The sequence below is a fragment of the Streptomyces sp. AMJ-169 genome (assembly GCF_055597585.1).
In genome coordinates, this window is sequence record NZ_JBVLTJ010000001.1 from 309799 (window position 1) to 323008 (window position 13210).

Below are 13210 nucleotides of genomic sequence, written 5' to 3' on the forward strand. Positions count from 1 at the left end.
TCCGGCCCGCGCCGCCCGATTCCGGCTGATCCTCAGGAGGAAGCGTTTCCCCCGGAGACCGGTGCCTACGAGGAAGCGTTTCCCTTGGCGGTCAGCGCCTCCACCAGCACCGGCGCCACCAGCTCCACCTGCCAGGGCCGGGCCCCGTGCAGGGCGAGGACCTCGGCGACGGTCGCGGCGTCGGCGCCGGCCGGCGGCTCCCAGCAGACGCGGCGCACGGTGTCCGGCGTGATCAGGTTCTCCTGCGGCATGTTCAGCCGCTCGGCGAGCGCCGACACCGCCGCGCGCGCCGCGCTGAGCCGGGCCGCCGCCGCCGGGTCCTTGTCGGCCCAGGCGCGCGGCGGCGGCGGTCCGGTGACGGGCTGGCCGGGCAGCGGCAGCTGCGACTCGGTCAGCGCCTTGGCCCGGTCGACGGCCGCCTGCCACTGCTCCAGCTGCCGCCGGCCCATCCGGTGCCCGAACCCGCCGAGCGCCGCGAGGGCGTGCACGTTCACCGGCACCGCCAGGGCCGCCTCCACGATCGCCGCGTCGGAGAGGACCTTGCCCGGCGAAACGTCCCGCCGCTGCGCGATCCGGTCCCGGGTCTGCCACAGCTCCCGCACCACCGCCAACTGCCGCCGCCTGCGCACCTTGTGCATGCCCGACGTACGCCGCCAGGGGTCCTTGCGGGGTTCGGCGGGCGGCGCGGACGCGATCGCGTCGAACTCCTGGCGGGCCCACTCCAGCTTGCCCTGCCGGTCCAGCTCCTTCTCCAGCGCGTCGCGCAGGTCGACCAGGAGCTCGACGTCGAGGGCGGCGTAGCGCAGCCACGGCTCGGGCAGCGGGCGGGTGGACCAGTCGACCGCGGAGTGGCCCTTCTCCAGGACGTAGCCCAGGACGTTCTCGACCATCGCGCCGAGCCCGACGCGGGGGAACCCGGCGAGCCGGCCCGCGAGTTCGGTGTCGAACAGCCGGGCGGGGATCATGCCTATCTCGCGCAGGCAGGGCAGGTCCTGCGTCGCGGCGTGCAGCACCCACTCGGTGTCGGCGAGCGCGTCGCCGAGCGCGGAGAGGTCGGGGCAGGCGACGGGGTCGATGAGCGCGGTGCCCGCGCCGGCCCGGCGCAGCTGGACGAGATAGGCGCGCTGTCCGTAGCGGTAGCCGGAGGCGCGCTCGGCGTCGACGGCGACGGGTCCGGTGCCGGCCGCGAAGGCGGCGACGGCCCGGGCCAGGGCGGTTTCGTCGGCGATCACGGGCGGAATGCCCTCGCGCGGTTCGAGCAAAGGGGTGGGCTCAGGAGTCGGCGCCCCGGAAGCAGTAGATCCGCCGTCGTCCGGAGGGGCGCCTCCGGTGGTTCGCAGTGAACTGGCTGCTGCGGTTTCTTGGGCGTCGGTCACCTGTCAAGGGTATCCATGCTGGCCCCGAGCCCGCCGACGGAACGTTCCGTCGGCGGGCTCGGGAGGGTCGTATCCGGTCAGGTGTTTGTCATATGCCAGCCGGTATAGGGGCGGGTAGAGATCGGAAGTGATCGAAGTCGACCGGTTCGGGTCAGGTGTTGCGGGAAACAGGTCGGAACGGCTTGTTCCGCAGCGACCGGACGCGTCCGCGTGGCCGGGTGGAGGGTCAGTGGATGATCCCGGTACGCAGGGCGACGGCGACCATCCCGGCGCGGTCGCCCGTGCCGAGCTTGCGGGCGATACGGGCGAGGTGGCTCTTGACGGTCAGGGCGGAGAGGCCCATGGAGACGCCGATCGCCTTGTTGGACTGGCCTTCGGCGACGAGCCGCAGGACCTCCACCTCACGGCCCGACAGCTCGCGGTAGCCGCCCGGGTGGCTCGGGGCACCCGGGGGGCGGCGGTGCAGTCGGGCCGCCGCGGCGCCGATGGGGGCGGCGCCGGGACGGGTGGGCAGGCCCAGGCCGGCCCGGGTGCCGGTGACGACGTATCCCTTGACGCCGCCGGCGAGGGCGTTGCGCACGGCGCCGATGTCGTCGGCGGCGGACAGGGCGAGACCGTTGGGCCAGCCCGCGGCCCGGGTCTCGGACAGCAGGGTCAGGCCGGAGCCGTCGGGGAGGTGGACGTCGGCGACGCAGATGTCGCGGGGGTTGCCGATGCGGGGCCGGGCCTCCGCGACGGACGAGGCCTCGATGACGTCGCGGACGCCGAGGGCCCAGAGGTGACGAGTGACGGTGGAGCGCACGCGCGGGTCGGCCACGACCACCATGGCGGTGGGCTTGTTCGGGCGGTAGGCGACCAGGCTTGCGGGTTGCTCAAGGAGAACGGACACCAGGCCTCCTGGGTGCGGGACGGGGCCGGCTCAACTGAGGGGAAGAAGCCGGGACGAACCGTGCTTTCAAGGTCACAGTCGTCTTCGGCAGGGCGCCCGGCGTCCTTTAGAGAATGATCACGATCTAGTGAGTAACATTCCGTGCAATTCGGACACGCGATCGATCATCCGAAGATCGAGTCGGTTCGGTCGGGTGCGCTTGGGTGATGGAAAGTGGCCGTATCGACAAAGAGATGGCCAAGTGACGCCCGAACGGGGGAGGCGCGGCTGGATCAGCGTGACTGCGGTCCGCGACGCTGGGGGAGTGTGACGACGGACGCGTCCCCCGGACCCGCCGGCGGCAGCCCCGCCACCTGTGCCAGGAGGTCGCACCACGCCGCCAGATGAGCCGCCGCGTCCGGCGCCCCGCCAAGACCCTCACGCGGCGTCCAGGACGCCCTGATCTCGATCTGCGAGGTCGCCGGACGGGCCGAAAGACCCCCGAAGTAGTGCGAACCCGCCCGCGTCACCGTCCCGCTCGGCTCCCCGTACGTCAGCCCGCGCGCGTGCAGCGCCCCCGTCAGCCACGACCAGCACACGTCCGGCAGCAGCGGATCCACCGCCATCTCCGGCTCCAGCTCCGCCCGCACCAGCGTCACCAGCCGGAACGTGCCCCGCCACGCGTCGTGCCCCGCCGGGTCGTGCAGCAGCACCAGCCGCCCGTCCGCGAGATCCTGGTCGCCGTCCACGACGGTCGCCTCCAGCGCGTACGCGTACGGCGCGAGCCGCTGCGGCGCCGGTGCCGTCTCCACCTCGATCTGCGGGCGCGGCCGCGCCGACCGCAGCGCCTCCACGGCAGCCCGGAAAGCCGGCGGGGACTCCCGGTCCCCCCCGTTCGCGTCGTCCATCCCAGCGCCGTCCGACAGTCGTCCCTGAGCCGCAGCCATGCGGGGAAGAGTAAGGGGAACCGGCGCTTCGCGCAGGGCAAGACACCCGTGCACGGCCCGCGCGCGGGTGCGCGCTCGGCGAACACGCGCGTGGGGACGGCCTGCGGGGGACGCCCGTCGGGGCCGTCGGCGGGGCGTGCGAGACTTGCCGTCGTGAGTGCGAACGAGAGCCCCGCGGGCCAACCGCCGACAGCGACGTACGACAGCCCCTTCCTGAAGGCGTGCCGGCGTGAGCCCGTGCCGCACACGCCCGTGTGGTTCATGCGGCAGGCCGGCCGCTCCCTGCCCGAGTACCGCAAGGTGCGCGAAGGCATCCCCATGCTGGAGTCCTGCACCCGCCCCGAGCTGGTCACGGAGATCACCCTCCAGCCCGTGCGCCGGCACAACGTGGACGCGGCGATTTACTACAGCGACATCGTCGTGCCCCTCAAGGCCATCGGCGTCGACCTCGACATCAAGCCCGGCGTCGGACCCGTCGTCGAGCGCCCGATCCGCACCCGCGCGGACCTCGCGCAGCTGCGCGACCTCACCCCCGAGGACGTCACCTACGTCACCGAGGCCATCGGTCTGCTCACCGCCGAACTCGGCGCCACCCCCCTGATCGGCTTCGCCGGCGCCCCCTTCACCCTCGCGAGCTACCTCGTCGAGGGCGGCCCGTCGCGGACCTACGAGAACGCCAAGTCGATGATGTACGGCGACCCCGAGCTGTGGGCCGACCTCCTCGACCGGCTCGCCGACATCACGGCCGCGTTCCTCAAGGTCCAGATCGAGGCCGGCGCCTCCGCCGTGCAGCTCTTCGACTCCTGGGCCGGCGCCCTCTCGCCCGCCGACTACCGCCGCTCGGTCATGCGGGCCTCGGCGAAGGTCTTCGACGCCGTCGCCGGGTACGGCGTCCCGCGCATCCACTTCGGCGTCGGCACGGGCGAGCTGCTGCCCCTGCTCGGCGAGGCGGGCGCGGACGTCGTCGGCGTCGACTGGCGCGTCCCGCTCGACGAGGCCGCCCGCCGCGTCGGCCCCGGCAAGGCGCTCCAGGGCAACCTCGACCCGACCGTCCTGTTTGCCGGCACCGCCGCCGTCGAGGCCAAGACCCGCGAGGTCCTCGACAGCGCGGCCGGACTCGAAGGGCACGTCTTCAACCTCGGGCACGGGGTCATGCCGACGACCGACCCGGACGCGCTCAGCCGGCTCGCGGAGTACGTGCATACCCAGACGGCTCGTTGAGGGGTTAAAGCGTTTTAAGCGGGGGCGCGGTTCGGTTAAAGCGCTTTAAGTCGGGCTGAAGCGCTTTAAAGAGGCCGTCACCAGCTGTACCGGGTCCGTGCGCGTCTGCCGAACAGCAGGCCGCGCGGGTCCGGCGGCGGGGGAGTGCCCCGTTTCAGCGGCCACGCCAGCAGCATGCCGACGACGAACCCCACGACGTGCGCCGCGTACGCCACCGTCCCGGCCGCCGACACCCCGTCACCGGCCGAGTAGAACGCCTGGAGCGCGAACCAGGAGCCCAGCACCAGCCAGGCCGGCAGCCGCAGCGGCAGGAACACCAGGAACGGCACCAGCACCCATACGCGGGCCTTCGGATACAGCACCAGATAGGCGCCCAGCACCCCCGCGATCGCCCCGGACGCGCCGATCAGCGTCTCGGCGGAACGGGGGTTGGCCAGCGCGAAGCCGTACGCCGCCGCGTAGCCGCAGACCACGTAGAACAGCGCGAAGCGCACGTGCCCCATGCGGTCCTCGATGTTGTTGCCGAAGATCAGCAGGAACAGCATGTTGCCCAGCAGATGCAGCCAGCCGCCGTGCAGGAACATCGCCGTGAACACGCTCAGCTGCGGCGACTTGGTGTAGTGCGCGGGGCCGAGGAGACAGCCGCCCGCGCGGACCTCGCCGGTCGGCACCAGCGTGGGCATCTGGTGGTGGATCAGCTCGCGCGGGACGGCCGCCCAGTGTTCGAGGAAGGCGTGCAGGTGGCACGTCTGTGCCAGAGCGCTGTCGCCCTTCACCGTGCCTGCCAGACCCGGCATCCACAGGAAGACGAGCACGTTCGCCGCGATCAGCGCGTACGTCACCACCGGCGTGCGGCGCACCGGGTTCACGTCATGGACGGGGATGACCACACAGGACTAGTGCCCGCGACGGGCCGGACGAACCGGTGAACGCCCGTCCGCGCGCGTGCGTATGACTCGGCAACCGCCCGCGGCGTGGGGAAGGCGATCCGCGGGGACGACGTGAGGAACAGGCGATGAACGACCGAGTGACTCCCCCGATGCAGGCCCTGCCCGACGGGGAGGCCGAACTGTCGCTGGTGATCCGCCTCCCCTGGGAGGACGTGGCCAGGCTGGGCCAGGAGGCGGGGCGGCTCGCCTCGCAGATGCAGCGCCCGGTGACCCTCGACGAGGCGGCCAGCCACCGCCTGCGCACCCGCCCGATCCCGGCCGCGCACGCCAAGCCGGTCGAACAGGCGGCGGCGGTGTCGGCACTGCCGAGGCTGACGGGGACGGCCTGAGGATCTTCGGGGGTTCCGGGGGTCCCGGGGGCTCTGCGGAGGGGGCGTTCCGGGAGCTTCTGACGGGGCTTTCGACGGGGCTCACGGGGCTTTCGGCGGGGCTCACCCCACCGAGTAGCCGCCCGTCTTCACGGCCGCCTTGCGCGCCGCCACCAGCACCGGGTCCCACACCGGGCTGAACGGCGGCGCGTAGCCGAGGTCCAGGGTCGTCATCCGCTGGGCCGTCAGACCCGCCGTGAGGGCCACAGCGGCGATGTCGACCCGCTTGGCGGCCCCCTCCCGCCCGACGATCTGAACGCCCAGCAGATGGCCCGTCAGCGCCTCCACGAGCATCTTCACCGTCATCGGCGCGGCCCCCGGGTAGTACCCGGCCCGGCTCGTCGACTCCACCGTCACCGCCTCGTACGCCAGCCCCGCGCGCACCGCGTCCTTCTCCCGCAGGCCGGTGCGGGCGATCTCCAGGGCGCACACCTTGCTGACGGCCGTCCCGACCACCCCCGGGAACCGGGCCCGGCCCCCGGTGACGTTCGTCCCGATGATCTGCCCGTGCTTGTTGGCGTGCGTGCCCAGCGGCACGTACCGCTCCTGCCCGGAGACCAGGTCGTGCACCTCCACGCAGTCACCGCCGGCCCAGATGTCGTCGTACCCGCGCACGCGCATGCCCGTATCGGTCAGCAGCCCCTGGTGCTCGCCCAGGGGCAGGCCCGCCGCCTCGGCGAGGGTGGTCTCGGGGCGGACGCCGATGCCCAGGACGACGACGTCCGCCGGGTACTCGGTGTCCTTGGTGGCCACCGCGCGGACGTGGCCGTCGGCCCCGGTGCGCAGCGCGGTCACCTCGGCGCCGTTCACCATGGTGATGCCCAGCCCCTCCATGGCCGTGTGCACCAGCCGCCCCATGTCCGGGTCCAGGGTGGACATCGGCTCCGCGCCCCGGTTCACGACCGTCACCTCGAAACCCCGGTTGACCAGCGCCTCGGCCATCTCGACGCCGATGTACCCGGCCCCCACGACCACCGCCCGCCGCCCCCGCGCGCGGGAGAGCGTCCCGATCAGCGCCTCCCCGTCGTCCAGGGTCTGCACCCCGTGCACCCCGGGCGCGGAGATGCCCGGGATGTCGGGCCGCACGGGGCGGGCGCCGGTCGCGATGACGAGTTTGTCGTACGGCATCCAGTAGGTGTCCTGGGTGTCGCCCGGGGCGGCGGGTGCTGGATCGACGGCCCGCGCGCGTACGCGTCGTGCGGCCACGTCGATCTCCGTGACCTCGGTGCGCAGCCGCAGATCGATGCCCCGCGCGCGGTGTTCCTCCGGGGTGCGGGCGATGAGGTCGTCCCGCGCGGGGACGTCACCGCCGACCCAGTAGGGGATGCCGCACGCCGAGTACGAGGTGAAGTGCCCGCGCTCGAACACCACCACCTCCAGCTCGTCCGGCCCCTTCGCCCGACGGGCCTGGGACGCGGCCGACATGCCCGCCGCGTCCCCGCCGATCACGATCAGTCGCTCCCGCGCGCTGTTGCTCATAAGGGCAACGCTACGGGCGGGTGCGGGATGCGCGGTCGCGCGGCAGGCGCGGGCGGATCAGGCGGAGCCAGACCAGGGCGAGCAGGGCCGCCGTCGCCAGGAACGGCGCCGCCGCGGCCAGGGCGACCACGATCCAGCGCAGGGCGGACACGAAGACGTCCCAGCCGCCGGAGAGGGCGTCCAGGACCCCGGGGCCGTCGTCCTGCTCCGCCGCCTTGCGCGCGGGTGCCTCGGTGAGGGTCAGGGTGACCGTCGCCAGCGTGGTGCGGTCCTTCAGGGACGCCTGCTGGGCCAGCAGCGCCTCCAAGTCGGCCTCGCGGCGGCTCAGTTCGCTCTCCAGGCTGACGATGTCGCTCAGGCCGTCCGCCCGGTCCATCAGCGCACGTACGCGCGCGACGCTGGCGCGCTGGGTGCGTACGCGGCTGTCCACGTCGACGACCTGGCCGGTGACGTCCTCGGCCTTCGCGGTGCGCTCCAGGAGGGTGCCGGTGCCCTGGAGGGCGTTCAGGACGGCGTCGTAGCGCTCGACGGGGACGCGCAGGACGAGCTCGGTGTGCGGGGTGTCGTCCGCGTCGCGGGTGGTGGTCTCGTCGCCGACGTAGCCGCCCGCGCCGGAGGTCGCCGTACGGGCCGTGGCGAGGGCCTTGTCGACGTCCGTGACGCGGACGGTCAGGGCGGCGGTGCGGACGATGTTCGCGGCGGTCTTGGGAGGGGCGGTCGCCTTGGAGCCGGAGGTTCCGGAAGCGCCCGACGTCCCGGAGGTGCCGGAATCCGCAGTGTCCGAGCCCACGTCCTCCCGGGCGGTGCCCGCCGGGGCGTCGGCCCTGCTGCCGGTGGCCGCTTTCGAGGAGCCCTCGTCGGAGGAGCTGCATCCGGTGAGGGCGAGGGCGGTCGCGAACAGGAGCGCGGCCCAGGCGCGGTGGCGTGCGGGGCGGTGGCGTGCGGGGCGGTGCGACGTCATGGTGGGTCCCCCAACTCTGCGACGGCTGTCGCCACTTCGACACCGGACCCGCCCGGAACGTTGGCCCGGCCCGGGTCCCGATGCGGTCACGGTCCGGACTCACGCGGGCCACATGCCGCTCATGGCACTGTCAGTGGCGTCTGAGAGGGTGGAGGCATGAGCGCAGCAGGTACGGGCCGGGCGGCCCAGGTCGTTGTCGTCGGAGCCGGGATCGCGGGTCTCACCGCGGCCCACCGGCTGCTGGAGCGCGGAGCGCGCGTGACGGTCCTGGAGGCGGCGGGCAGGGTCGGCGGCAAGCTGCTGCCCGGCGAGATCGCCGGGGTGCGCACGGACTTCGGCGCCGAGTCGATGCTGGCCCGCCGCCCCGAAGCCGTCGCCCTCGCGCGCGAGGTGGGCCTCGCCGACCGCCTCCAGCCGCCCGCCACGGCCAGCGCCTCCCTGTGGACCCGAGGCGCCCTGCGCCCCATGCCCAAGGGCCACGTGATGGGCGTCCCCGGCACCGCCGACGCCCTCGCGGGCGTGCTGTCCGACGAAGGCCTCGCCCGCATCGGGCGCGACGCCGACCTGCCGCGCACCGAGGTCGGCGACGACGTCGCGGTCGGCGAGTACGTCGCCGAGCGCCTCGGCCGCGAGGTCGTCGACCGGGTCGTGGAGCCCCTGCTGAGCGGCGTCTACGCGGGCGACGTCTACCGCATCTCGATGCGCTCGGCCGTCCCCCAGCTCTTCCAGGTCGCCAAGAACCACACCTCGCTCACCGAAGGCGTCCGCGCGCTCCAGGCCAAGATGGCCGCCAACCAGCAGACCGGGCCCGTCTTCATGGGCATCCAGGGCGGCGTCGGCTCGCTGCCCCTCGCCGTCGCCGACGCGATCCGCGCGCGCGGGGGCGAGATCCGCACCGGCACCCCGGTCACCGCCCTGCGCAGGGACGCCGACGGCTGGCAGGTCACCGCGGGCGGGCAGGTCCTCGCCGCCGACGCGGTCGTCGTCGCCGTCCCCGCGCCCGTGGCCGCCGCCCTGCTCGCCGACGAGTCCCCCGAGGCCGCCGCCGGTCTGCGGGCCATCGAGTACGCGTCCATGGCCCTCGTCACCCTCGCCTACCGCCGCGTGGACGCCCGGTTGCCCGAGGGCAGCGGTTTCCTCGTCCCGCCGGTCGACGGGCACACCATCAAGGCGTCCACGTTCTCCTCCCAGAAGTGGGGCTGGGTCGCCGACGAGGACCCCGGCGTGCTGGTCCTGCGCACCTCCATGGGCCGCTACGGCGAGACGGAGATCCTCGGCCGCGACGACGCCGACCTGGTCGCCCTCTCCCGGTACGACCTCAAGGAGGCCACCGGCCTCGACGCCGCCCCCCTGGAGACCCGCGTGGTCCGCTGGACCGACGGCCTCCCGCAGTACCCGGTCGGCCACCACACGCGCGTGGCCCGCATCCGCGAACACATCGCCAAACTCCCCGGCCTCGCCGTCTGCGGCGCCCAGTACGACGGCGTCGGCATCCCCGCGTGCATCGCGAGCGCGAAAGCCGCCGTGGACCAGCTGGAGGGCGACCTGAGCGCGCTCCAGGAGCTGGCGGCGCACCCGGTGCAGAGCCTTCACGGCGGAGCGGGAGAATGAGAGCCATGAGTGACCACGCCCCCACCACCGAGCCCGGCAGGATCCCCAACAAGGGCAAGCTGGCCAAGGACCTCAACGAGGTCATCCGCTACACCCTCTGGTCCGTCTTCAAGCTGAAGGACGTCCTCCCCGAGGACCGCGCGGGCTTCGCCGACGAGGTCCAGGAGCTGTTCGACCAGCTCGCCGCCAAGGACGTCACCGTCCGCGGCACCTACGACGTGTCCGGGCTGCGCGCCGACGCCGACCTGATGATCTGGTGGCACGCCGAGGACAGCGACCAGCTCCAGGAGGCGTACAACCTCTTCCGCCGCACGAAGCTGGGCCGCGCCCTCACGCCCGTGTGGTCCAACATGGCGCTGCACCGCCCGGCCGAGTTCAACCGCTCGCACATCCCGGCGTTCCTCGCCGACGAGACGCCGCGCAACTACGTCAGCGTCTACCCCTTCGTGCGCTCCTACGAGTGGTACCTGCTGCCCGACGAGGACCGCCGCCGCATGCTCGCCGACCACGGCAAGATGGCCCGCGGCTTCCCCGACGTGCGCGCCAACACGGTCGCCTCGTTCTCCCTGGGCGACTACGAGTGGCTGCTCGCCTTCGAGGCCGACGAGCTGTACCGCATCGTCGACCTCATGCGTCACCTGCGCGCCTCCGAGGCCCGCCGGCACGTCCGCGAGGAGGTCCCGTTCTTCACGGGCCGCCGCAAGGACATCGCCGACCTGGTCGCCGGCCTCGCCTGAACCGGAGCCTGCAAGGCGCCCGCGAGGCCCCCGAAGCCTGCGGGCACCCGGCGCCCGCAAGGCCCCTGAAAGCCTCTCAGCGCCCCGCGCGGACCGTCCCCTCGGCGGGACGGTCCGCCACCGCCTCCGGCTCCCTGTGCGGCTTGCAGGACGCCTCCCGCGACGGCAGCCGCCCCGCCAGCAGATAGTCCTCCAGATAGCGGTGCACGCACGCGTTGGGCCCGCCCGCGATCCCGTGGGAGCCCGCGTCCCGCTCGGTCACCAGCACCGAACCCGCGAGCCTGCGGTGCAGCTCCAGCGCCCCCTGATAGGGCGCCGCCGCGTCCCGCTCGGCCGCCAGGATCAGCGTCGGCGCCACCTCGCCCGGACCGGTCCGCACGTCCAGGGGCCGCTGCCGGGGCCCCGCCCAGTACGCGCACGGCAGGTTCGCCCACACGTTGTCCCACGTCTCGAACGGCGCCACGCGCGCGAGGCGGGTGTTGTCCCGGTCCCACACCTGCCAGTCCGTCGGCCAGGGAGCGTCGTTGCACTCCACAGCCGTGTAGACGGCGTTGGAGTTCTCCGCCTCGGCGGCCGCCCCCGGCACCGGACCGGCCAGCGCGACCAGCTGTTCCGGCCGGCCCTTCAGGTACTCCGACAGCGCCCGCGCGCGGGGCGGCCAGTAGTCGTCGTAGTACGCGGCCATGAGGAACGCCCCCTGCAACTGGCGCGGCCCGACCTTGCCGCCCGCCGGCTCTGCCGCCAGCATCGCCCGCGCGCGCTCGTAACTGCCCTGCACGGCTCCCTCGGTGGCGCCGAGGCCGTACACGTCGTCATGGCGCGCGATCCACTCCCGCAGGTCCGTCCAGCGGCTCTCGAAGGCCATCGACTGGTCCAGGTTGTTGCGGTACCAGATCTGGGCCGGGTCCGGGTCGACGGGCGCGTCGAAGACCATGCGGCGCACATGGGAGGGGAACAGGCGGGCGTACAGGGCGCCGAAGTAGGTGCCGTAGGAGGCGCCCATGTAGGTCAGCCGTTCCTCGCCGAGCGCCGCGCGGATGACGTCCAGGTCGCGCGCGTTGTTCAGCGAGTGGTAGTGCCGCAGCTGTTCCCCGCCCCGCTCGGCGCACCCGCGCGCGTAGGCCTTCGCCTGCGTGATGCGCTCCTGCTTGTACGGCTCCGAGGGGTGCACCGGGGCGGGCTGCGGGCCCTTGGACGAGCGGCCCGGGTCCTGGCAGGACAGCGGCGCCGAACGGCCCACCCCGCGCGGGTCGTAGCCCACCAGGTCGTAGGCGGCGGCCAGGCGCTTCCACTTCGGGAGCAGGCCCACCAGCGGGAAGTACCGGCCCGAACCGCCGGGCCCGCCCGGGTTGTAGACCAGCGCGCCCTGGCGGGGCACCTTGCGCTTGCTGTCGCCGGGGTCCTTCTGCGTCGCCGCGACCCGGCTGACGGCCAGGGAGAGCTGCGGCCCATCGGGGCGGGCGTAGTCCAGGGGCACCTTCACCGTCCCGCACGTCATGCTGCCCGGCAGGTCCTTGGCGTCCGGGCAGGCGCCGAACACGACGCCCTCGGAAGCGGCCCGTACGGCCGCCTGAGCGGCCCCACGCGCCTCCGCGGCGCCCGGCAGGGACCCGGGCGCCCCGCCCGCCGGAACGGCCGCCAGAGCGGTCAGCAGCAGGGCTCCTGCGGCCGATTGGACGGCGACGGCTCTCATATGGGGTCCCTTCGGTGCGCGGCGGCGACAAAAGGGATGTTTGGTTCGGGGGCGGGGGAAGGCAAGCACCTAGGGGGGTGTCGGCGCCAATGCTTCCGATGCGCCCCCTGGGGCGGTCGGCGCACGCCGGGGCGGACAGCCTCCTATGGGGCGTGCGTCAAGAGATGCGCTCGTACCAGTGATGCCCGTCCCCATGGGCGAACGCCGCCCGCAGATCCGGCTCGTCGATGACCTGGATGCCCCGTAACGCCACGCACGCGAGATACGCGTGGTCGTCGTCCGGCCAGGGCTGAAGCGGCATGGCGTCGAGCAGCCGGCGCCCGGCGGGGGAGGCCCAGCGGGCGTACGCCGGGAGTTCGACGCGTACGGTCGCCAGGCAGCTCAGGGTGAGCGCCAGCGGCAGGCCGAACCAGAGGGCGACCAGCGGATCGGGCATCCCGCCCGGCGCGCTCGGAGTCAGCAGCGCGGCGCCGCCCAGCAGCAGCACGACCCCGGCGGCGGCCCACACCCGCCGCACCCCCGCCGTCACCGTCGTCCGCGCCCCGTCCGGCACCGCGAGCCCCGCGTCCAGCAGCCGGTCGGCCAGGGCGCGTACGGCGTCGGCGCGGGCCGCGCGGGCCCGTAACGGGGTGATCCTCAACTGCCCCTCCGGGCCGAGGGCGTTGAGCACCGCGCGCTCCAACTCGTCGCGCCCGCGCGGGTCGACGACGCTCGCCCAGCCGGTGTGCGCGAGCAGCAGCCGGTGCCCGCGCGCCATCGACACCAGCGTCAGATCGGCGACCCGCGCGGGGCCGCCGGCGAGGAACGCCGCCTCGTACAGCGTCAGTTCGGGTCCCGGGCGGTCGTGCGCCGCAGCCGCCCGGCCGTTCGCGCCCACGGCCGCCGCGTCGACGGTGGCAAGGTACAGCCGGGTGCTCGCCGCGCCCGCGACGGTCCAGGCCAGAAGGAGCAGAAGGACCCAGAACATGCCGCGTTTCTATGCCATTTGCCCCGAGAAAC

At 73.6% G+C, this 13210-nt stretch carries 12 protein-coding genes; 4 read left to right on the top strand and 8 right to left on the bottom strand.

What is annotated here, in order from left to right; all coding sequences use genetic code 11:
• Window positions 1-65: 65 nt before the first annotated feature.
• The 3 genes from ACYUD3_RS01240 to ACYUD3_RS01250 form a co-directional block, all read right to left on the bottom strand.
• Window positions 66-1376, bottom strand: a complete 1311-nt coding sequence (locus ACYUD3_RS01240; RefSeq protein ID WP_470962039.1) for a ribonuclease D — start codon at window positions 1374-1376, stop codon at window positions 66-68.
• Window positions 1377-1602: 226 nt separating this feature from the next.
• The gene (locus ACYUD3_RS01245) at window positions 1603-2265 is read right to left on the bottom strand and encodes a LuxR C-terminal-related transcriptional regulator (protein ID WP_470962042.1); all 663 of its coding nucleotides are present in this window, start codon (window positions 2263-2265) and stop codon (window positions 1603-1605) included.
• 272 nt (window positions 2266-2537) lie between these two features.
• The gene (locus ACYUD3_RS01250; RefSeq protein ID WP_470962045.1) at window positions 2538-3191 is read right to left on the bottom strand and encodes a DUF3000 domain-containing protein; all 654 of its coding nucleotides are present in this window, start codon (window positions 3189-3191) and stop codon (window positions 2538-2540) included.
• A gap of 153 nt (window positions 3192-3344) precedes the next feature.
• On the opposite strand from ACYUD3_RS01250, the gene hemE reads away from it, so the two are divergent.
• Window positions 3345-4412 (top strand): uroporphyrinogen decarboxylase, encoded by a 1068-nt coding sequence (gene hemE / locus ACYUD3_RS01255; RefSeq protein WP_470962048.1) that lies wholly within the window; start codon window positions 3345-3347, stop codon window positions 4410-4412.
• A 77-nt stretch (window positions 4413-4489) separates the two neighbouring features.
• On the opposite strand, the gene ACYUD3_RS01260 is transcribed toward hemE, so the two are convergent.
• Window positions 4490-5302, bottom strand: coding sequence for a rhomboid family intramembrane serine protease (locus tag ACYUD3_RS01260; protein WP_470962051.1), 813 nt, complete (start codon window positions 5300-5302; stop codon window positions 4490-4492).
• A gap of 125 nt (window positions 5303-5427) precedes the next feature.
• On the opposite strand from ACYUD3_RS01260, the gene ACYUD3_RS01265 reads away from it, so the two are divergent.
• Window positions 5428-5691, top strand: a complete 264-nt coding sequence (locus ACYUD3_RS01265) for a hypothetical protein (protein WP_470962054.1) — start codon at window positions 5428-5430, stop codon at window positions 5689-5691.
• A gap of 102 nt (window positions 5692-5793) precedes the next feature.
• On the opposite strand, the gene ACYUD3_RS01270 is transcribed toward ACYUD3_RS01265, so the two are convergent.
• Window positions 5794-7209, bottom strand: a complete 1416-nt coding sequence (locus tag ACYUD3_RS01270; protein WP_470962057.1) for an FAD-dependent oxidoreductase — start codon at window positions 7207-7209, stop codon at window positions 5794-5796.
• A gap of 10 nt (window positions 7210-7219) precedes the next feature.
• On the bottom strand, window positions 7220-8170 hold the full coding sequence (locus ACYUD3_RS01275) for a DUF4349 domain-containing protein (RefSeq protein ID WP_470962060.1): 951 nt from the start codon (window positions 8168-8170) through the stop codon (window positions 7220-7222).
• A gap of 156 nt (window positions 8171-8326) precedes the next feature.
• Between ACYUD3_RS01275 and hemG the strand changes: the two genes are divergently transcribed.
• Both hemG and hemQ read left to right on the top strand, forming a co-directional pair.
• A complete protein-coding gene (hemG, locus tag ACYUD3_RS01280; protein WP_470962063.1) occupies window positions 8327-9781 on the top strand; it encodes a protoporphyrinogen oxidase in 1455 nt (484 codons plus the stop codon).
• A gap of 5 nt (window positions 9782-9786) precedes the next feature.
• Window positions 9787-10518 (top strand): hydrogen peroxide-dependent heme synthase, encoded by a 732-nt coding sequence (hemQ, locus tag ACYUD3_RS01285; RefSeq protein WP_470962066.1) that lies wholly within the window; start codon window positions 9787-9789, stop codon window positions 10516-10518.
• 76 nt (window positions 10519-10594) lie between these two features.
• On the opposite strand, the gene ACYUD3_RS01290 is transcribed toward hemQ, so the two are convergent.
• Both ACYUD3_RS01290 and ACYUD3_RS01295 read right to left on the bottom strand, forming a co-directional pair.
• Window positions 10595-12211 (bottom strand): alpha/beta hydrolase, encoded by a 1617-nt coding sequence (locus ACYUD3_RS01290; protein ID WP_470962069.1) that lies wholly within the window; start codon window positions 12209-12211, stop codon window positions 10595-10597.
• Window positions 12212-12368: 157 nt separating this feature from the next.
• Window positions 12369-13178: a TIGR04222 domain-containing membrane protein gene (locus tag ACYUD3_RS01295; protein WP_470962072.1), complete on the bottom strand. Its 810-nt coding sequence runs from the start codon at window positions 13176-13178 to the stop codon at window positions 12369-12371.
• Between the last annotated feature and the right edge of the window lie 32 nt (window positions 13179-13210).